General features: G+C 37.6%; 21 protein-coding genes and 1 pseudogene. 7 read left to right on the forward strand and 15 right to left on the reverse strand.

From position 1 onward, the window contains the following. Window positions 1-45: 45 nt before the first annotated feature. The 9 genes and pseudogenes from DQN23_RS06850 to DQN23_RS06890 all read right to left on the reverse strand — a co-directional run bounded on the left by DQN23_RS06850 (window position 46) and on the right by DQN23_RS06890 (window position 7056). Complete coding sequence (locus tag DQN23_RS06850; RefSeq protein WP_043895097.1) at window positions 46-756, reverse strand: ABC transporter ATP-binding protein; 711 nt, start codon at window positions 754-756, stop codon at window positions 46-48. Next, window positions 756-1520 carry an ABC transporter ATP-binding protein gene (locus DQN23_RS06855; RefSeq protein ID WP_043895098.1) on the reverse strand — a complete coding sequence of 255 codons (765 nt, stop codon included), beginning with the start codon at window positions 1518-1520 and terminating at the stop codon, window positions 756-758. Before DQN23_RS06855 ends, DQN23_RS06850 begins: the two co-directional genes overlap by 1 nt. After that, complete coding sequence (locus DQN23_RS06860) at window positions 1520-2473, reverse strand: branched-chain amino acid ABC transporter permease (protein ID WP_020917298.1); 954 nt, start codon at window positions 2471-2473, stop codon at window positions 1520-1522. The genes DQN23_RS06855 and DQN23_RS06860 overlap by 1 nt, the downstream gene beginning before the upstream one ends. 3 nt (window positions 2474-2476) lie before the next feature. Beyond that, a complete protein-coding gene (locus tag DQN23_RS06865) occupies window positions 2477-3361 on the reverse strand; it encodes a branched-chain amino acid ABC transporter permease (RefSeq protein WP_020917299.1) in 885 nt (294 codons plus the stop codon). A gap of 57 nt (window positions 3362-3418) precedes the next feature. Then, window positions 3419-4597: an ABC transporter substrate-binding protein gene (locus DQN23_RS06870; RefSeq protein WP_058814175.1), complete on the reverse strand. Its 1179-nt coding sequence runs from the start codon at window positions 4595-4597 to the stop codon at window positions 3419-3421. Window positions 4598-4707: 110 nt separating this feature from the next. Next, a complete protein-coding gene (locus DQN23_RS06875; RefSeq protein ID WP_020917301.1) occupies window positions 4708-4959 on the reverse strand; it encodes a YlbG family protein in 252 nt (83 codons plus the stop codon). Then, on the reverse strand, window positions 4952-5392 hold the full coding sequence (locus DQN23_RS06880; RefSeq protein WP_020917302.1) for a YlbF family regulator: 441 nt from the start codon (window positions 5390-5392) through the stop codon (window positions 4952-4954). The genes DQN23_RS06875 and DQN23_RS06880 overlap by 8 nt, the downstream gene beginning before the upstream one ends. Window positions 5393-5495: 103 nt before the next feature. Beyond that, window positions 5496-6089 (reverse strand): annotated as a pseudogene (locus DQN23_RS06885) (ATP-dependent Clp protease proteolytic subunit); the annotation flags it as partial. 73 nt (window positions 6090-6162) lie between these two features. Beyond that, window positions 6163-7056 (reverse strand): DMT family transporter, encoded by an 894-nt coding sequence (locus DQN23_RS06890; RefSeq protein ID WP_020917304.1) that lies wholly within the window; start codon window positions 7054-7056, stop codon window positions 6163-6165. A 113-nt stretch (window positions 7057-7169) separates the two neighbouring features. Between DQN23_RS06890 and DQN23_RS06895 the strand changes: the two genes are divergently transcribed. Continuing rightward, window positions 7170-8039: a LysR family transcriptional regulator gene (locus DQN23_RS06895; RefSeq protein ID WP_058814177.1), complete on the forward strand. Its 870-nt coding sequence runs from the start codon at window positions 7170-7172 to the stop codon at window positions 8037-8039. A 70-nt stretch (window positions 8040-8109) separates the two neighbouring features. On the opposite strand, the gene upp is transcribed toward DQN23_RS06895, so the two are convergent. Continuing rightward, window positions 8110-8739: a uracil phosphoribosyltransferase gene (upp, locus tag DQN23_RS06900; RefSeq protein WP_020917306.1), complete on the reverse strand. Its 630-nt coding sequence runs from the start codon at window positions 8737-8739 to the stop codon at window positions 8110-8112. A gap of 213 nt (window positions 8740-8952) precedes the next feature. On the opposite strand from upp, the gene DQN23_RS06905 reads away from it, so the two are divergent. After that, complete coding sequence (locus tag DQN23_RS06905; protein ID WP_111712958.1) at window positions 8953-9906, forward strand: IS30 family transposase; 954 nt, start codon at window positions 8953-8955, stop codon at window positions 9904-9906. 67 nt (window positions 9907-9973) lie between these two features. Here DQN23_RS06905 and DQN23_RS06910 read toward each other — a convergent pair whose 3' ends face one another. The 3 genes from DQN23_RS06910 to DQN23_RS06920 all read right to left on the reverse strand — a co-directional run bounded on the left by DQN23_RS06910 (window position 9974) and on the right by DQN23_RS06920 (window position 14088). Beyond that, entirely contained in the window at window positions 9974-11137 is a 1164-nt protein-coding gene (locus DQN23_RS06910) for a MalY/PatB family protein (RefSeq protein WP_111712959.1), read from the reverse strand. Between the two features lies 1 nt (window position 11138). Then, a complete protein-coding gene (locus DQN23_RS06915) occupies window positions 11139-12233 on the reverse strand; it encodes a cystathionine gamma-synthase (protein WP_058832783.1) in 1095 nt (364 codons plus the stop codon). Window positions 12234-12453: 220 nt separating this feature from the next. Continuing rightward, window positions 12454-14088, reverse strand: a complete 1635-nt coding sequence (locus DQN23_RS06920; protein ID WP_020917309.1) for a putative polysaccharide biosynthesis protein — start codon at window positions 14086-14088, stop codon at window positions 12454-12456. A gap of 96 nt (window positions 14089-14184) precedes the next feature. Between DQN23_RS06920 and DQN23_RS06925 the strand changes: the two genes are divergently transcribed. From DQN23_RS06925 to DQN23_RS06945, 5 genes are all read left to right on the forward strand, one after another. After that, complete coding sequence (locus tag DQN23_RS06925; protein WP_058814181.1) at window positions 14185-15636, forward strand: UDP-N-acetylmuramoyl-L-alanyl-D-glutamate--L-lysine ligase; 1452 nt, start codon at window positions 14185-14187, stop codon at window positions 15634-15636. A gap of 179 nt (window positions 15637-15815) precedes the next feature. Continuing rightward, complete coding sequence (locus DQN23_RS06930) at window positions 15816-16598, forward strand: ABC transporter ATP-binding protein (protein ID WP_020917311.1); 783 nt, start codon at window positions 15816-15818, stop codon at window positions 16596-16598. 19 nt (window positions 16599-16617) lie between these two features. Next, on the forward strand, window positions 16618-17553 hold the full coding sequence (locus tag DQN23_RS06935; RefSeq protein ID WP_020917312.1) for an ABC transporter substrate-binding protein: 936 nt from the start codon (window positions 16618-16620) through the stop codon (window positions 17551-17553). A 32-nt stretch (window positions 17554-17585) separates the two neighbouring features. Then, window positions 17586-18608 carry a FecCD family ABC transporter permease gene (locus tag DQN23_RS06940; protein WP_043895287.1) on the forward strand — a complete coding sequence of 341 codons (1023 nt, stop codon included), beginning with the start codon at window positions 17586-17588 and terminating at the stop codon, window positions 18606-18608. Beyond that, entirely contained in the window at window positions 18605-19609 is a 1005-nt protein-coding gene (locus DQN23_RS06945; RefSeq protein ID WP_058832785.1) for a FecCD family ABC transporter permease, read from the forward strand. The genes DQN23_RS06940 and DQN23_RS06945 overlap by 4 nt, the downstream gene beginning before the upstream one ends. Window positions 19610-19638: 29 nt before the next feature. On the opposite strand, the gene DQN23_RS06950 is transcribed toward DQN23_RS06945, so the two are convergent. Together DQN23_RS06950 and DQN23_RS06955 are read right to left on the reverse strand one after the other, a co-directional pair. Further along, window positions 19639-20292 carry a DUF1803 domain-containing protein gene (locus tag DQN23_RS06950; RefSeq protein ID WP_020917315.1) on the reverse strand — a complete coding sequence of 218 codons (654 nt, stop codon included), beginning with the start codon at window positions 20290-20292 and terminating at the stop codon, window positions 19639-19641. Continuing rightward, window positions 20285-20800: a YiiX/YebB-like N1pC/P60 family cysteine hydrolase gene (locus DQN23_RS06955; RefSeq protein WP_111712960.1), complete on the reverse strand. Its 516-nt coding sequence runs from the start codon at window positions 20798-20800 to the stop codon at window positions 20285-20287. The genes DQN23_RS06950 and DQN23_RS06955 overlap by 8 nt, the downstream gene beginning before the upstream one ends. Between the last annotated feature and the right edge of the window lie 62 nt (window positions 20801-20862).

Raw genomic sequence — 20862 nt, forward strand, 5'->3', positions numbered from 1 at the left:
AGACCTTTGTCTACCCTGTCATCAAGAACCGTTAAAAGTCTATTCTTATCCACCAAGATAAGCTTTACGGACTTCTTCAGATTCCAATAGTTCTTTACCTGTTCCAGAAAGAACAACTTTTCCTGTTTCTAACACATAGCCACGGTCAGCAATTGCTAGAGCCTTGTTGGCATTTTGTTCAATCAACAAAACTGTTGTACCTTGTTTTTGAATATCTTGAATGATATCAAAAATTTCTTGAATAAAGATTGGCGCAAGCCCCATTGAAGGTTCATCAAGAAGCAACAATTTAGGTTGGCTCATCAAAGCACGTCCCATAGCAAGCATTTGTTGTTCACCACCTGAAAGTGTGGCAGCATCTTGCATTTTACGTTCTTCAAGGCGTGGGAAGCGGTCAAAAACTCTCTTCAAATTCTTTTGATTTTCTTCACGGTCATTGCGCAAGAAAGCTCCTAATTCAAGGTTTTCAAGCACAGTCAAGCCAGGGAAAACATGGCGTCCTTCAGGAACTTGCGATAAACCGCTAGCAACAATCTTACGAGCTGGCTCTTTTTGGATTTCCTGACCAAGAAATTCAATTTTTCCCGCACTTGGACGAACCAAACCTGAAATTGTACGAAGAATAGATGTTTTTCCTGCACCATTAGCACCGATAAGGGTAACCACTTCACCTTCATTAACTTCAATGGAAACATCTTTTACAGCCTGGATAACGCCGTAATGTACTGATAAATTATCAACTTTTAACATTGCCATTACCCTTCACCTCCAAGATATGCTTCAATGACGCGTTGATTTGTTTTAATTTCATCTGGTGTTCCATGAGCGATTAAACGTCCATACTCAAGAACATAAATACGCTCAGTAACTTCCATAACAAGACTCATATCATGCTCGATAAGCATGATGGTAATATCAAATTCTTCTTTAATGCGACGAATCAATTGTGTCAATTCTGCCGTTTCTTGTGGATTCATCCCTGCTGCGGGTTCATCCAAGAAAAGAATTTTAGGTTCTGTCGCAAGGGCACGAACGATTTCCAAACGACGTTGTTGTCCATAAGGAAGGTTTTTAGCCAAAGTTTCTGCATCCCCATCAAGGTCAAAAATAGCAAGAAGTTCCATTGCTTTTTGACGAAGTTTTGCTTCACTATGATAGAACTTAGGCAAACGAAGAAAACTTGCCAAAAGATATAGCTTGTTTTGGTTAGCCATACCGACAAGAACATTTTCTAAAACCGTCATATCTTTAAAGAGACGGATATTTTGGAAAGTACGTGAAAGCCCAAGTGATGCAATTTTATAAGGTTTCTTACCATTTAGTAATGTACCATCAAGAGATACTGACCCTTCACTTGGCTCATAAACACCTGTCAAAAGATTGAAAAGTGTTGTTTTACCAGCACCGTTTGGCCCGATAAGCCCAACTAGCTCACCTTTATCAAGGTGCATTGTCACATCACCAACAGCTGTCAAACCACCGAAATTTTTAGTTAGATTTTTAACATCAAGCAATGCCATTAGTGATTACCTCCTTTGCCTTTATTAAAGAATCGAGACAAGGTAAATTCTTTTGTCCCTAAAAGTCCACCTGGACGGAAAATCATGACTAAAATCAAAGCAAGTGAGTAGATAATCATACGAAGGTTTGAAACATTTTGCAAGAACATGTTCAAAATACCTAAGACAATAGCCGCAAGGATAGTACCTGTAATTGATCCAAGGCCACCAAGAACAGCAATTATCAAATAATCAATTGATTTCATAATCGTGAAATCTTTTGGAACGACTGTTCCAATGTAACCAACGTAAAGAGACCCTGCAATAGCAGAGATGATTGCCCCCATAACGAAAATTATGACTTTCATTTTCGTTACGTTAACTCCCATTGACTCTGCTGCAATTTCATCTTCGCGCACAGCAATGACTTGACGTCCAGTAGATGATCGCAAGAAATTCAAAATCAAAACAGTGATTCCCGCTACAAAGATAAAGATAACTGGCCATGATGTGTATGGCAAAATTCCTGTCAAACCAGCCGCACCGTTGGTTAAATCGCCACCATTGACAATAACAATACGGATAATTTCGGCCATACCAAGCGTTGCAATCGCAAGGTAGTCACCTTTCAAACGAAGTGTTGGAATGCCAAAGACAAGCGCCACAAGAACAGCAATCACAATCCCAACAAGCATTGAGAAGTAAAAGCAACCGTATGTTGGATTTTGCTGCGTGATAATGGCTGTTGCATAAGCACCGATTGCCATGAAACCAGCTTGTCCAAGAGTAAACTGACCTGAGAAACCAAGCACCAAGTTAGTCCCAAGTCCCATCAAAATACTAATACCAATTCCCATTAAGATTTGGATATAGTAAAGATTTAAAATATTGGTTTTGGTTAATAATTCAATGATTCCAAAAAGAACCACAATAATCGCAAGCCAAGAAAGGTTAAGTTTTAGATTCTTTTTCATTTTCTACACCTTCTCTTTCACATTTTTACCGAGGATACCAGCAGGTCTTACCAAAAGAATAATGATTAAGATAGCGTAAACAATAGCATCACGATAGCTTGAGAGGTTAACCGAAATTGATAAAGTCTCTAAAATACCAATCACAAATCCACCAAGAGCAGCACCTGGAATGATTCCAATACCACCAAGAACGGCAGCAACAAAGGCTTTAATACCAGGCGTCATCCCCATAAGCGGCTCGATTGAATTATAGTAAAGTCCAATCAAAACACCAGCAGCTCCAGCAAGTGCTGAACCAAGGGCAAAAGTAAAACTGATTGTCGAATTAACATTAATCCCCATCAATTCAGCTGCATCACTATCGACTGATACCGCACGCATGGCTTTACCCATTTTTGTCTTTTGAACAATCAAGTGCAAAGCAACCATCAAAATAAGTGAGACAAGCAAAATCAACAATTGAATGTTAGTCACCGTCACAGGACCAAGCTTATAGCTAACAATATCAATAACTTGCGGGAATGAACGTGTATTGGCTCCCACAAAGAAAACCATACCGTATTCAAGCAAGAAAGAAACACCGATAGCTGTAATCAAGGCAGCAATACGAGTTGAGTGACGCAAAGGACGATAAGCCAAGAATTCAATAACCATTCCGATAAAGGCTGTCACAATCATTGTCACAATCAGCGCAAGCCAAAAATTCATATGAAGTGTGCTAATCGCATAGTATCCAATAAAAGCACCCAACATGTAAATGTCGCCATGTGCAAAGTTAATTAATTTAATAATCCCATAAACCATGGTATAACCCAAGGCAAGCAAAGCATAAATACTTCCTAGAATAATACCATTAACCAGTTGTTGGGGAAGTTGTTCTAAAAACATAAAATACCAAACTTTCTAGTCATGTGATATAAAAACAAATAACAAATCAATCGAGTTTTATTTTTTAATTTCAACGGCATCTGCTGAAGCCTCAGCTCCATCTTTTATGGCAACCATCAAAGCTGTTTTGATTGGATTGTGTTTTTTATCAATAGTCATTGTACCAGTCACACCATCAAAATCTTTTAAGCTAGCAAGGTTATCAGCAATGTCAATTGATGTTTTAGCACCTTCTGCTGCTTTTGCAATCATGTAAACAGAATCATAAGCAAGTGCTGCAAACATATTTGGTTCTGAACCGTATTTAGCTTTATAAGCTTTAATAAAATCTGTCGCCTTAGCTGAAAGTGCTGTTTTGGTTGAATAACCAGATACGTAGTAGACACCGTTTGTGTTTGCTTTACCAGCCAAATCACCAAAGCTATCATCATTGAAACCATCTGGCCCAAGAATTGGAACACTGATGCCCATATCACGCGCTTGTTTGGTGATAATGCCTGTTTCCGTATAGTAACCAGGCATTACAATGGCATCATAATCCAAGTTTTTGATTTTTGTTAAAGCAGATTGGAAATCTTTATCTCCTGAAGCAAAAGTAGCTGTTGTGACAATATCGCCTTGATATTTTTTCTTAAACTCTTCTGCAATCCCTTTAGCATAATCACTTGAATTGTCGTAATAAAGGACAACTTTTTTAGCATTCAAATTGCTATAAGCATACTGAGCTAAAACCTGACCTTGGAAACTATCTTGGAAAGTTGTACGGAAAACATATTTTTTAACACCATCAACCGTATCAAGCGTTAGGTCATCTTGAGTTCCACTTGGTGTCAACAAAGGAACACCTGTTTTTTGGGCATTCAAGCTTGCTGCAGCAACCGCACCAGAAGTTGCTGGGCCAATCATGGCATTAACTTGACTCTGAATAGCTAAGTTAGTTGCAGCGGTTGAAGCTTCTGCATTTTCTGACTTGTTATCTTTTGTAATAAGCTCAATTTTTTTCCCATCAACTCCGCCAGCTTTATTAATCTCTTGAACAGCAAGTTTAACCCCGTTGTTTTCTGCATTACCATAAGCAGCAACTGTACCAGTCAATTCAAGGTTAACTCCGACTTTAATCGTATCACCAATTGTTGTACCAGTAGCATTTGCAGTCACATCCGGAGATTTACTGCAAGCCGCTAAAGCGATTGAGGCTAAAAAAGTTAACACTGTTAGCGCAATCTTTTTATGCATAAGACATATCTCCTTATTTTCTAATAAAAAGGCTATTCAAAGAATACTGATTTTTCTGAAAATTTATACTATTCTTTGCCCACCTCTAAGTTATTCAAGTTAATATTATATCAGAAATGAGCCAAGTTGCCCACAAAATCTTGATCAATATTATCAATTTCTGATAAAGAAACGGCTTTCACAAATTTTAAGGCTGAAATTTCTTCAACAATATCCGCTGCTTCTTCTTTGTTAACATATAAAACTTGATAATGTAATTTTCGTGAATGATAAAGAACATCACCATATTTGTTTAATTTTCTAGCATCACGGTTATAGTACAAATAAACGATAATTCCCTGACGTTCCTGCTTTTCAAACATCTCTCTTTTCTCCCTTACTACAATTCTGATGGTGTGATTTATGTGGTGCCAAAGGCAAACCAGTATCGACAAAAATCGTTGGTGAAATCACTGATGAAATCTCTTGAGTCAACTCTGCTAGAATCGTTTGAACAGCAACTTCATTTTGTCTTAATAAGCTAACTGTACGATTCAAATCAAGCTCTCTTTTTTTCTGTAATAGCTGACGACAGATCTCTTTCACTTCTGGACGAAAGACTGCGTACTCTTTCACTTCTTCATAAGATTGTTTTAAGTCCTGAAATTCTGAAATACTTTCTTGTAAAGCCGCATCAGCTAAAAAAATCTTTTTAATCTCTAGATATGCCTGAACATCGTCTAAAGCTAAAAAAGCCTTTGCAACCTCATCGATTGCTTCATCAATTTCAAATAAGTGTTCATCAATTGCCAACATAAATCGATTATACCACAATTAACCGCAAATGTATCCCTGCTTTGCTTAGGGCAAACATCAAAAAGCCCGCAATATGCGAGCTTTTTACATTATTAAACTGTTATTAGTTCAATTCGTTGTTAACCATAATTTGATCGATAAAGCCGTATTCAAGAGTTTCTTGAGCGCTCATCCAGTTATCACGTTCAGCATCTGCGTGAACTTTTTCCAAACTTTGACCTGAGTTGTCAGCCAAAATTTGTTCCAAGTTTTGACGTGTTTTCAAAAGGTGTTCAGCAGCAATAGCCATATCACTTTGTTGAGTACCGCCACCAGTACCACCCATTGGTTGGTGAATCATGTATTCAGCGTTTGGCAACATGAATCGTTTACCTTTTGTACCTGATGAAGCAATGATTGTTCCCATTGATGCAGCCATACCCATAACGATAGTTTGAACATCTGATTTAATGAAGTTCATTGTATCTACAATAGCAAGACCAGCTGAAACTGATCCACCAGGTGTATTAACATAAAGGTAGATATCTTTTGTATTATCTTGTGCATCAAGGAATAATAGTTGAGCAATGATAGAATTTGCCATATTGTCTTCAACTGGTCCAGTCAGCATAATGATACGATCTTTCAAAAGACGTGAGTAAATATCATATGAGCGTTCGCCGCGGCTTGTTTGTTCAATAACTACAGGAATCATATCTTTTCTCCTTTGTTTTAAATCTTAACCTGAAACTATTATAATCAAATGGTCAAAAAAGGTCAAATGAAAAATTTTAATATTCGACTTTTTCCTGAAGTAAAACAATAGAACGGCTTTTTTTCGGTTGATAAATGGTTAAAAGAATACCGACAAAAATCAAAACCGTTCCCAAAAAAGCTAAACCACTCAGCAATTCTCCAAAAAAAATAAAAGCAAAAATAGCTGTGAAAATAGGTTCTAGTGTAAACATGATACTAGTAAATTCCGCACTGACATATGATTGAACGATTGTCTGCATCACCCAACCATAAGCTGAACAAATAAGCGCTAAACCTAACACTGAAAACCAAACAATATTTGAGTGTGGTAAAACAGGTGTCTCAAAAGCAAATGTTCCTATTAAAGCGTACAAACTTGAAAAACCAAGTTGCCAAATTCCTAGACTCATTGGATCTACCTTCTCAACAATCTGCTTAGAAAGGATAATATAAACAGCGTATAAAGTCGCAGATACCAAGCACATCACAGCACCCAGATTAAATTGTAACAAATCAGCGCCTGTTAAAAGGTAAAGACCTGATAAAACAATCAAAATCGCTATTATCGTTTTTGCATCAGGTATTTTTCGTGTCACAATAGCTCGTAAAGTGGGGACAATGACTACTGTTGTCGAAGCTAAAAATCCAGCAGTTGATGCTGAGGTAGCAATAACTCCAATAATCAAAAAATAAAAAACAGCAAATAATAATATTCCTGCCAAAGCACTATAAGCCATCATTTTCCAAGAAAATGTTTCTTTTAAATGGCGATAAAAAATTAATATGAGAGCCAAAAAAGCTAAACCACAACGCAGAGCAACTAATTCAATGGCTGGAATTTCAGAAGCTCCAAGCGCCATAAATAAATAAGACATCCCCCACGCAAGAGGAACAGTCACTGAAAATAGTTTAGCATATTTTTGAATCATGAAATTCACCTCTTACTTCCTAATATCTTGTTTTATTATAAGGTGATATTGGATATAAGTAAAATTAAAGTATATAATATAAACATAAGTTTTACTTATCGAAAGGTATCAATATGATTTCAAAATATGCTATTTTCTGCTCCGTTATCGAATTGGGGTCATTTACCAAAACCGCAGAGCAACTAAACTACTCACAAAGTGCTGTCAGCCAGACCATCAAAAATCTTGAAAAAGAAATCGGAACTTGCTTATTAACACGTGGTCATGAAGGGGTCAAATTAACCAAAGACGGCAAAACACTCTATCCCTACTTCCAACAAATTGTTCAAGGGGAAAAACAGCTCACTAAAATAATCGAAGAATTACAAGGTCTTAATAAAGCAGAAATCCGCATTGGCATTTTCACCTCTGCTAGTCGAAATTTTATTTTACCCTTTATCAAAAACTTCAAAGCCAAACACCCTGCAGTCAATTTCGTTCTCAAGCAGGGAGATTATACCAGCATTCACCGATGGCTGGATACTGGACAGGTTGATTTAGGATTTACGCATATTGATTATGTTGGACAGCTTCAGTCGCATATCCTTTACCAGGATTTCCTTTATGCCGTTTTACCAAGTAAGCACCCATTGGCAAAACAAAATGAAGTTTCTCTTGCTGACTTAGCTAAAACTGAACTAATTCTTCTTGATGAAGGGGAAAACAGTTTGACACGCGCAGCCTTTGAAAAAGCCAATATAACCCCAACATTCGCTTACGAAATTTATGACGACTACACTATTTTGGAGATGATTCGACAAGATTTAGGAGTCAGTCTTCTTTATGAAAATTTCCTTGATGGTTTAACACTTCAAGATTTAACCATTCGTCACATTACCGAAGAACCATTCAGAACTATCGTACTAGCATGGAAAAACCGACAAACTCTTCCTTTGGCATCTCAAGAATTTGCCAAAACCATTTCTAGTAAAATGAAAGATTAACTTAACAAAAAAGAAAAGGCTTGTGTTCCTTAAATAGAACGCAAACCTTTTTTGTTAAGCCTTTAACTTATTATTTTGTACCAAATAAACGGTCACCAGCGTCACCAAGACCTGGTACGATGTAACCATTTCCGTTAAGTTTTTCATCAAGAGCAGCTGTGTAGATATCGATATCTGGGTGAGCTTCTTGAAGAGCTTTAACACCTTCTGGAGCAGCTACTAGACAGATAAATTTGATATTAGCTGCACCGCGTTTTTTAAGAGAGTCAACTGCCAAGATTGCAGAACCACCAGTTGCAAGCATTGGGTCTACAACAAAGATTTGACGTTGATCGATATCTTCTGGTAATTTCACAAGATACTCAACTGGTTGCAAAGTTTCTTCGTCACGGTACATACCAATGTGACCAACTTTAGCCGCTGGAATAAGACTCAAGAAACCATCAACCATACCGATACCAGCACGTAGGATAGGAACAATTGCTAATTTTTTACCAGTCAATTGTTTTTGAGTTGTTTTTGTGATAGGTGTTTCAATTTCAACATCTTCCAAAGGAAGGTCGCGAGACACTTCATAACCCATAAGCATTGCGATTTCGTTAACCAATTCGCGGAAATCTTTAGTTGAAGTTGTTGTGCGACGTAAAATTGACAATTTGTGTTGGATTAGCGGGTGTGAGATAACTTGGAATTTTCCCATGATTGTACTCCTTTATACTGAATTTAGTTTAACCTTACCAATTATAGCAGAAAATAAGGAAATATGCTAAAAATTTATGACGAATGTCACATTTTTTATCCAAAATTGCCAAAAGGAAAGTTCTAAAATGAAGTTAGCCACCTAAGGGTATCAAAAAACATCGCAGAGAGATATAATTGTAATCACCACAACAACAATTAGAAAGACTCTGAGATGCAAAACTATTATACACCAAAAAGTAAACATTTAACACTAACTGAACGTAGAATGATTGAACGTTGGCTTCAAGAAGGGCTCTCAAATCGTGAAATCGCTAGGAGATTAGCTAAAGCTCCTCAAACCATTCACAACGAAGTCAAACGTGGTCAGGTTAGACAACAAGTGCGTAAAGGAAAATTTGAAGTGATCTACTCAGCTGATTTTGCTCAAAAAGCCTATCAAAACAATCGCAAACGTTCTGTTAAACAAGCCTCCCTAACCAAGGGACTCAAAGAAAAGATAACTCACTACATCGAACAGAAATACTCTCCCGAGATGATGGTAAAGTCAAAAGGGATACCTGTTCCCATCTCCACCATTTACTACTGGATTCATCATGGACACTTAGGATTGACCAAGGCTGATATGCTTTATCCTCGACAAGAGAAAGCTAAGAAAAAGCATGCTAGTCCCAATTTTAAGCCAGCTGGAAAGTCTATTGAGGAACGACCAGAAAGCATTAATAAGCGTGAGAATATCGGTGATTTTGAAATTGATACGGTTATTCAAACACGGGCAAAAAACGAGTGTCTGTTGACTCTAACCGATAGAAAGAGTCGTTATCAAATCATTCGACTCATTCCCGATAAGTCCGCGGTTTCAGTCAATCAAGCTCTGAAAGCAATCCTCAAGGATTATCAAATGAATTCTATCACAGCTGATAACGGGGCTGAGTTCAGTCGTTTAGCGGAAGTTTTTGACCCTACTCATATCTATTATGCCCACCCGTATTCTTCTTGGGAGCGTGGTACTAATGAGAATCATAATAGACTCATCCGGCGTTGGTTGCCTAAGGGAAGCAAAAATGCGACTCAACAACAAGTCGCATTTATTGAAAACTGGATTAACAACTATCCAAAGAAACTATTCAATTATAAATCTCCTAAAGAGTTTTTACAGGCTGGCTAATTTGAACTTGAAATTTGGCCAAAATTGCCAAAAGTATCACAAAAAAGCAGGCGTCAGCTCGCTATTCTTATTTAGCAAAAACTTCAGCAATACTATTGCTAGCTTCCTTAATGGTTTCAAAAGGTGTTGCTGCATTCAAGCGTGCAAATGTCTTTCCTTCTTTACCAAAATGCGCCCCATCATTTAAGACTACTTTAGCTTCTTTTTGTAATTTTTTTCCAAGTTCAGGTTGCTTAATATCATAGGCAGAGAAATCTAACCAGACCAGGTATGTTCCTTCTGGCTTCATAACCTTGATTTTAGTGTGTTCTTCTAGGTAATCTGTTAAATATTCCACATTTTTTTCAATCACTTTTTTCAGTTCTTCTAACCAAGGTTTGCCATAGCTAAAAGCAGTTTCCGTGGTAATCATACCAATGGTTGGAACTTCGTGTTGGTTATTAGCCAACTGCACACGTTGAAATTTTCGACGAAGGTCTGGATTTTGGATAATAGCAAAGCTGTTTTTGGTACCAGCAATATTAAAAGTTTTTGTAGCTGAGGCCAAAATAATCGCAAAATCTTTGAAAGAGTCATCGACAGTATTGAAGGAATAATGCTTGTGACCAAAAAGTGCTAAATCTTGGTGAATCTCATCCGAAATTAAAATCACACCGTATTTGCGACAAATCTCACCAATCTTTTGCAATTCATCACTTGACCAGACTCGGCCACCAGGGTTGTGGGGGCTACAAAAAACATAAAGTTTAACTTGATTTTCTACGATGTCTTTTTCCAATTGGTCAAAATCAATCTCAAAATGCCCATTTTTAATCTGCAAAGAATTTTCAACTAATTTACGATCGTTAAGACGGATAGTTCTAGCAAAAGGATAATAGACAGGTGAGTTAATCAATACTGCATCACCTTTTTCAGTAAATACCTGAATAGCTACCGAAATGGCAGGTACTACACCATCAATAAAAGAAATCTCTCCCTTTTTAATCTCATAGCCATGTTCCTTTTTCTCCCAATCAATAACAGCTTGGTAAAGAGAATCTTTAAAATAATTATAGCCAAAAATATGCTTTTGACCATAATCAATGATAGCTTGTTTGATTTCTGGAACTGGCAAGAAATCCATATCTGCCACCCATAACTGAAGCAAATCAGGATTATTTTCTGAACTCTGCCATTTGTAAGTAAATTGTTTCAAACGATTTGGTCTAGTTGTAAAATCATATTTTCCCATACTATCCCTCCAAGGCATTTTTTAAGTCATCAATCAAATCCTCAACATCTTCAATACCGATTGACAAGCGCAGCAAATCATTCGTCAAACCGTAAGATAAGCGAACATCTTCTGGTATATCAGCATGGGTTTGTGCTCTTGGATAAGTAATCAAGCTTTCCACACCACCAAGACTTTCTGCAAAGGTAATGATTTGAAGGTTATTGATGATGTGAGGAATTTTTTCTTCCTCAACTACTTTAAAAGAAATCATACCACCTTTTCCAGTATAAAGCACTTCTTTAACAGCTGGTGAGTTTTTCAAATACTTCACAATAGCATGAGCATTCTCAGTAGCTTTTTCCATGCGAAGTTTGAGCGTCTTAAGTCCTCGCATCAGCATGTAAGAATCAAAAGGAGATAGGGTTGGTCCTGTCGTATTAAGGTTATAAAAAATCTTATCATAAATGGCTTGGTCACTGGTAATCACCACACCAGCCAATACGTCATTATGCCCTGCTAAATATTTTGTCGCTGAATGCACCACGATATCCGCACCAAGAGCAATCGGATTTTGGTAAATCGGACTATAAAAGGTGTTGTCTACCACTAACTTAGCACCATTTGCATGAGCAACATCAGCAACTTTAGCGATATCAAATTCAATCATCAAGGGATTGGTTGGTGTTTCAAGATAAACAATATCTGTCTCTTCGGTGATTTCATCTAGAAGCTCCGCTTGAGTATTAGCATAAGAAAAAACAAAGCGTCCTTCTTTTTCTTTATCATTAAACCAGCGAAAAGAACCGCCATACAAATCACGCGCGGCAACCACTTTTGCTCCTACTGGAAAAATTTCAAGCGCTAAAACAATGGCACTCATACCTGATGATGTCGCTAAAGCATAATCAGCTTTTTCAATTGCTGCAAGGGTCTTTTCAAGGGTTGCACGGGTCGGATTTTTAGTTCTCGTGTAATCAAAGCCCGTTGATTTTCCAAACTCTGGGTGCTGATAGGTTGTTGAAAAATAAATCGGTGCTGCAAGAGCGCCCGTTGCTTCATCCGACTTAATACCAGTATGGGCTAAAATAGTAGCCAATCGACAGTCACTTTTCATAATAATTCCCCTTCTCATCTCAAAACATAGTTTTCTTTCAAAAATTTATAGACCTTATTCTAACATTTATTCACAAAAATGCATGCCTTTTTGCTATTCTAATTCCTAATAGTTAGCTATAAGAAAAAACTATATCTTATTAAATTAAAAACAGCCTACAGAACTCGATTCGCTTTTCTATTTTCGGGCTCATGAAAAAACAGCCCGCTGGGCTGTTTTTTTATTCTAAATGGAGTTTTTTACGTAGTGTTTTTGCTTTATTACCGATTAATTTATCAAGTAAATGTGTTGCTAAGGCTAAGAATCCATAGACAGCAACTCCAAATGTTCCCATAAGAACAAGATAAATCACACTACCAAGACGAGTGGTTGGACTTATGATAAAGTGAAGTCCAAATGTTCCTAGTGCAACAACAATTCCCATGATAGCCGTCAAAATGCAAACTAATAGGATGCCACGCCACAAGGCTTTACGATTAAACTGTGTTACGGCATGAATTTGATTGAACATCAAAATAATTGGAATCATCAATCCAATTGCTGTTGATAAAAGTGGTCCATATGCTTTGAATAAAAAGATAAATGGCACTTGTAAAACAATCTTAACTACCAAACCATAAGCAAAATAATTGATGGCTTTGCGATTTTCAAAAAGAGCTTGTAACATTGGTGCTAACAAACTATAAAGAGCTAAGAAAATAACTTGAATCAAAGCTACAACAAATAACCAAAGGGCATCATTATTTGGTGCACCATAGAAAAGAGTGTAAAGTGGCTGTGCCAAAATAATAGCTCCCATCATTGCTGGCAAAAGCACCATGCACAACATCTGCAAACTATTAATGACCAAATGCGCAGCAGCTTTTTTATCTTTATTAACAAAATTCTCTGTCAAAAGCGGAATCCCTGCACCACCGATAGCAGTCGCAAGCGAGATTAAAATCATTGTTACCTTGTTTGGATTACTTGATAAGTAAGCATACAAGATTTGTAATTCTTTCAAACTATGTGACGTGAAAAGTTTCATTGAGTTAATGAAAGACCATTGGTCAACCAATTGGAATAATTGGATGGCTGCACCCGTAATGATAAATGGGATAGCTTCTTTTACGGTTTCAATGATAATGGCATTAGCATCAATGTCAATTTCCTCAGTGTCCTTCGATAAAATAGCTTGAAGTTTTCCTTCCTTCCAAAGGAAGAAAATCAAAACCATGACGCTGGCAATCATTCCGATGAAAGCTGCAAAGGTTGATTGAATAACCGCTGAAACGTAATCTCCGGAACCAATTTTCATAATCATGAAGGCTGTCAATAACATCCAAATCACTCGGATGACTTGTTCAGCGATTTGGCTCATGGCATATGGTTTTAAATTATTAAACCCTTGGAAGAAACCACGAAGCACACTCATTGATGGAAAAAGTAAAACTGCCCAAGACAGACTCTTCATGACGCGAATCAAATCGTCGCCACCACCACTCCAAGCAGCTTGAATTGGTGCTCCAAGATACATAATAGCAGCAAAAATAAAGCCGAGTACTAAGGTTAATTTTAAAATTTTACGTAAGAGATAATAGCTTGTCTCTTCCTGACCAAGCGTATTATACTTAGACACTTGCTTAGCTATTGCCACGGGAATCCCTGCTGTTGAAATAAGTAGGAATACCGCATAAATATTGTAGCCCATTCCAAAAAGCGCATTGGCTTGTTCAGCATGAGTCCCCATCCAAGCATACCAAGGAATAATGTAGAAGGCACCCAAGAGACGACTGATGAAGTTTGAAGCTGTTAACCAAGCAGCTCCACGTACCATCTGCTGTTGCTGTGTCACGTTTGTTTTGTTTTCAGACATAGTATTCTTCCTAATTTTAAAAATAAGCGTTACATTTTATTATAAACTTTTGCTTGTGACTTGTAAAACATAGATATTAAGTCTAAAATAGAGTGTATGATTACACTTGAAAAAACCCTCGAAATTCTGAAAAAAGACCATAATTTCCGCGAAATCATCTTCCACAATCAATACAGTCTGACTTGGAAAGAAAATCCTAGCTTTTCAAAAATCAGTTTTGACAGTCGTGCTGTCGACAGTTCAACCCTTTTCTTTGCTAAAGGGGCAACTTTTAAAAAAGAATACCTTGAACAAGCTATACAAAAAGGTTTACCTTTTTATGTCAGCCAAGTTGATTACGAACTTGATATTCCTGCGATTATCGTAACAGATATCAAAAAAGCGATGAGCTTGATTGCCATGGAATTTTATGGTCATCCAGAAGAAAAATTAAAAATCATTGCTTTCACTGGTACAAAAGGGAAAACAACTGCGGCTTACTTTACATACAACATTTTGAAACAAAGCCACAAACCAGCTATGTTTTCAACAATGAACACAACACTTGATGGTAAGACATTCTTCAAATCAAAATTAACCACACCTGAAAGTCTCGACCTCTTCAAGATGATGGCAACTGCTGTTGATAATGGCATGACTCACCTCATCATGGAAGTGTCTAGCCAAGCTTACCTTGTCGATCGTGTCTATGGATTGACCTTTGATGTTGGAGCATTTCTTAATATCAGCCCAGACCACATTGGACCGATTGAGCATCCAACATTTGAAGATTATTTCTATCACAAACGTCTGTTGATGGCAAATAGCAAAGCTGTTGTTGTCAATGCTGGTATGGATCATTTTAAAGTTGTTGCTGAGCAAGTGGCTAATCTTCCACATGATTTTTATGGTAAGGATTCTGATAATACTATCGAAAATGGCAGAGCTTTTGATTTTGATGTGACTGGAAAACTAGATGGACACTATGACATCCAGCTCATTGGCTCATTTAACCAAGAAAATGCACTAGCTGCTGGTCTTGCTTGTCTTCGTTTAGGAACAAGCCCTGAAGACATCAAAAAAGGAATTGCTGAGACAAGCGTTCCAGGTCGTATGGAAGTCATTACCCAGGCAAATGGCGCTAAAGTTTTCGTTGACTACGCCCACAACGGTGATAGCCTTGAAAAATTATTATCTGTTGTTGAAGAACATCAAACTGGAAATCTTCACCTCATTCTCGGCGCTACCGGTAACAAAGGAGAAAGTCGTCGCGCTGATTTCGCTCGTGTGATTAATGCTCATCCAAATCTTCAAGTTATCTTAACTGCTGATGATCCTAACTACGAAGACCCTAAAGCTATTGCAGAGGAAATTGCCAGCCAAGTCAATCGACCACTTGAAATCGAAGTTGATCGTGAAAAAGCTATTGCAAAAGCCATGTCACTCACTCAAAAAGCTGATGATGCCGTTATCATTGCTGGCAAAGGAACTGACGCTTACCAAATCGTTAACGGTGAACGCACAGCTTATGCTGGTGATATGAACATCGCTAAAAAATACCTTAACTAAAACGATTACAATTACTATTTAGAATAATTCTAATTAATTAGAATTATGTGCGGTTTTTATAAAAATATTTCGAAAAAAGGCTTTTCAGAGGCCTTTTTTCTTGTTACAATGAAAAAACAATTCTCAATTTTTTTGAGAATTATAACCATATTCATTTTTTACGAGAAAGGAGGTCCACTATGTCAGAAATTCGTGCTGAACATATCACTATCGCTTATGATGATAAAACGGTTATTCAGAATTTATCAACCAAAATAACTGATGGAAAAATCACCACAATCATCGGTGCTAATGGCTGTGGCAAATCCACTTTGCTAAAAGCCCTGACACGGATTCAAGCAGTTAAAGCTGGGCAAATTTTAATTGACGGTAGAGCCATCACTGATTTGCCAACAAAAGAAATTGCAAAGCAGATTGCCCTGCTTCCACAAGTGCTTGAAGCTACCGAAGACATTACAGTTTATGAACTCGTGTCTTACGGACGTTTTCCTCACCAAAGTTATTTTGGACAGCTAAGCGATATTGACAAAGCTAAAATCAAGCGGGCAATGGAAATGACAAAAATCACTAACCTTGCTAATAAAAAAATCGATGCCTTGTCCGGTGGACAACGCCAACGCGTTTGGATTGCCATGGCGCTAGCGCAAGACACCGATACGATTTTCCTTGATGAACCGACAACTTACCTAGATATGAATCATCAATTAGAGATTTTAGAATTACTGAAAAAGCTCAATCAAGAAACCAAGAAAACGATCATCATGGTTTTGCACGATTTGAATTTATCAGCGCGTTTTTCTGATGACTTAATTGCCATGAAAAACGGTGCCATTTGCTATCACGGTCAAGTTGAAGAGGTTATGACAACTGATATTTTAAGAGATATTTTTAGCATCGAGGCACAGATCGGTCAAGATCCGGTTCATAACTGTCCTATTTTGCTGACTTATCAGCTCACATAAATTTCAGGAGACCTTAGACATGAAAAAAATATTTGTCGTTTTAACAACATTTCTAGCAACGCTTATGTTGGTTGCTTGTCAAAACAACGCATCAACTTCAGATAATACTGAGCTATCAAGCATGCCTAAAATAACAGGATTTTCTTACCAAGGCGATATTCCTAAAAATCCTAAAAAAGTCGTTAACTTTGCCTACTCTTACACTGGCTACCTTCTTGAACTAGGTGTTAATGTGTCTAGTTACTCACTAGATTTAGAAAAAAATAGTCCTGCTTTTGGAAATGAATTAGCTGACGCGGTGAAATTAACCTCAGATGATACCGAAGCAGTCGCTGCGCAAGAGCCAGACCTTATCATTGCTTTTTCAACTGATGAACACCTCAAAGAATTAAAAGATATTGCGCCCGTCTTAGTCATTGAATATGGTAAGAGTGATTATCTTGAAATGATGACTAATCTTGGAAAAGTCTTTGGCAAAGAAGACAAAGCTCAGAAATGGCTTGATAGTTGGAAAACGAAAACGGCTAAAGCTAAAGAAGAACTCGCACCATACCTTGATGCCTCAACAAGCTTCACTGTTATGGATTTTTATGACAAAGCTATCTACCTCTATGGTAATAACTGGGGGCGCGGAGGTGAATTAATTTACGATTCACTTGGCTTTTCTGCTCCTGAAACTGTTAAAAAAGATGTCTTCTCAGCTGGTTGGTTTGGTATTTCACAAGAAGTACTTGCCGATTATGTAGGTGACTACCTTGTGCTTAATGTCAGCCAAGATACCAAAGACGCTGCTGCTTCCTTAAAAGAAAGTGATGTTTGGAAAAATATTCCAGCGGTTAAAAATCAAAAAATACTTGAAGTTGATGAAAATCTCTTCTACTTCTCTGACCCAATGTCACTTGATAAACAATTAAAAACTTTCACAGCAGCCATTAAAAAAGCTAACAGCTGGTGATTATGACTCCCTTCTCTGAAAACGGAAATCTCATGAAAGAAGCTAACTTTCTTATTCAGAAAAATAAGCTAAGTCAACTTTGGCTTGTTTTTTTCAGCATTGCAATACTTTTTATTCTGGGCTGTTATTTAAGCCTGCGTTTTGGGGCGGTTGCTTACACTAATCAGCAAGTCCTCAGTGTTTTAAGAGCACCGTTAACTGATTCAAGCCTCCAAGACGTCATTTTTGATTTGCGTTTACCAAGAATCTTTGCAGCAATATTAGTTGGGGCAGCTATGGCTCAAGCTGGTAGTATCATCCAAGGGGTGACAAGAAATCCTATCGCTGATCCTGGGCTTCTTGGAATTAATGCAGGAGCTGGGCTATCCTTGATTGCTGGTTATGCCATTTTTGGTAGCATGCACTACAGCATGACACTCTTTCTTTGTCTGATTGGTGCTAGTCTTTCAGCTTGCTTGATTTTTGGGATTAGTTACCATCCTCAAAAAGGTTATCAGCAAACCCGACTTATTTTAGCGGGAGCTATGATTTCGACCCTCTTTTCATCTTTAGGTCAAGCTTTCAGCTTATATTTTGATTTGTCTAAAGCTGTAATTGGCTGGCAAGCTGGTGGACTCGCTCAGACCAATTGGAAAATGCTGGCTATCATTGCTCCTTTTATCCTAGTCGGTCTTGTCTTAGCGCAACTAATGGCTCATCAATTGACCATTCTCTATCTTGATGAAACCGTCGCTAAAGCTTTGGGGCAAAAAACGCTGGCTACTACTATTGGCCTGCTTAGTATTGTTCTTATTTTATCAGCTGCTGCTGTTGCTTTGGTGGGAAGTCTTGCATTTCTTGGTTTGATTATTCCTCATTTTATAAAACTCTTTGTCGCTAAAGATTATCGTATTATTCTTCCACTTACGGCATTTGCTGGCGCGACTTTCATGGTTTGGGTTGATTTGCTTAGTCGAATCATCAATCCTCCAGCCGAAACACCTCTTAGCGCCATTATCAGTATCGTTGGACTTCCTTGCTTTCTTTGGTTGGTCAGAAAGGGGAAAAATCTATGATCTCTAAAACAAAACGGACAAGTCAATTACTTCTCCTTCTTCTTAGTTCGCTAATTATTTTCCTGCTTTCTTTATCCATTGGCTACGCTAATACCTCCTTTATTAAAGTCCTTCAAGTCTTTTTGGGACAAGCTGATACCACAATGTCTTTGATTGTTTTCAAAATCAGGCTTCCTCGTATCCTAGCTTGTATGCTTGGTGGGGCTTCTCTTGCCATGTCAGGAGTCTTGTTGCAAACCCTAACTAAAAATCCTCTAGCCGATTCTGGTATCTTAGGAATTAATGCGGGAGCTGGCTTAATTATTGCTGTCATGGTAGGGCTACTAGATATCACTAACCTTGCCATCCTGACGTTAATGCCTTTCTTTGTCATGCTTGGAAGTTTCTTAACAATTAGTATTGTCTACGCCGTTTCTCACCGTAAAAATCAACCGATTCAACCAACACGCTTAATCATCTCAGGTGTGGGAATATCAAGTTTACTTTCTGGTGTGATGGTTTCTGTTATTGCCAATCTTGATATCGGAAAAACCGATTATGTTGTCTCATGGTTAAGTGGCAAAGTAAGTGGCGGAAACTGGCAATTGCTGGCTATCATGGCACCTCTTCTAGGGATTATTTGGGGAATGACTATATGGCGCAGCTACCGCCTAAACATGATGATGTTTAGCCAAGAAACGAGCATCGCTCTCGGTCTTAACCTAAAGAAAGAACGACTTTGGGTTCTTACACTCTCTACATTTTTAGCCGCATTTAGCGTTTTGCTGGTGGGGAACATTACTTTTGTCGGCTTGCTTTCTGGTCACATCACGCGCCGCTTATTTGGAAATGACCACCGAATCGTCCTACCTGCTAGCATGCTGATTGGTATGATTTTAATGCTAATTGCAGATACTATCGGCAGAAGCCTACTTGTCGGGACAGGTATTCCAACAGGACTGATCATTTCAGTTATCGGAGCCCCTTATTTCCTTTATCTCATGATAAAAACAGCAACATAAAAATCTGGGATACCCCAGATTTTTTTAATTTATTTACTTGTAAAAATTAGTGTCTCTTTATCAAATATCATGTTCAATTGGTATTTGCCTTGGTCATTTTTGCAAATGTAATTCAATTTTTCCAAGGCTTCCACAAAAATATCTGGTCGCTTTTGAGCGACTTCATCTTTTCTTGCAAATTTCAATAGAAAAGTTGTCATGTATTTCAAAGCATATTGCGGATTAACATCTCCAAGCAAATCAAACAGAACTTCTTGTGCTTTTGACATTGGCAAATTCTCAGCTAGTTTGAAAAAGTAGTTAGCAAGTGTCAATTCATCACGAGCAATACTTGTCTTTTCAACGAGTACCAAATCATTAGTCTCATTTTCCAAACGTGTCTCAAAAGTGATTGCCATCAAGTTAGTGTAAACCAGACTCTCATCATCCACAAAAATCTGACTATCTAAGTCAATATTTTCTAGAGATTCAAGCAAGTCAAAACCAATCGTATAGCGCTTATTGTCACGGATAATGTACCCTGATTGGACATATTCTTCAATCAAACGGTCAATCTTTGAGACGTCTTGAAACTGTGCTTTGATTTGACGCAAAGTTACATCATCAGTTTGATAAAGAAAATTAACCAGATCCTTGAAAAAATCTTGTCGTGTTAATTTATCTGGATTAAAAATTTTAATCATGTAATTCTCCTAAATATTGTAAAAACGCTGAATTGGCTAGCTGGCTGGGATTGGTGCCTGGTTGGTTCAAAGGCACAGCAAGACCAAGTTTGTCATAGTAGTCCTGCCAAAACTCAGAAATTTTCTGCTCATCATCGCCAAATTTCATAGGAACAGTTTCAAAAATCGGTAAGATTTCTGTAATATACTCTGAACAATAATAACAATCATTATCAGGATAAAAACTATCATTATAAGGTCTACCAAGAAGATTCTTTGCAGCTGCCAGAACTTGGTCTGGATCTATTTTTGGATAACGGTAAACCGAAACAAGCTGCTCATGTGTATCCAAAAATTCTCTCAAACTTTGTTTAACAACGCCTTGATTTCTCGTTGCATGATAAATCATCTGCTCAAAAAAGATACCAACGTGACTATACTGTCCCGTCGAATCCTTTATGGCTTGTGACATTTCTGAGACATCATACATAAAAAGTAAGTCTCCAGCCTGCAATTCACGTAGTTTCATATGTTAATTGTAACAAAAAACATAAGCGACTGCTAGAAGAAGACAATCTTAAAATGCTAATC

The organism is Streptococcus lutetiensis (assembly GCF_900475675.1).
Lineage (GTDB): Bacteria > Bacillota > Bacilli > Lactobacillales > Streptococcaceae > Streptococcus > Streptococcus lutetiensis.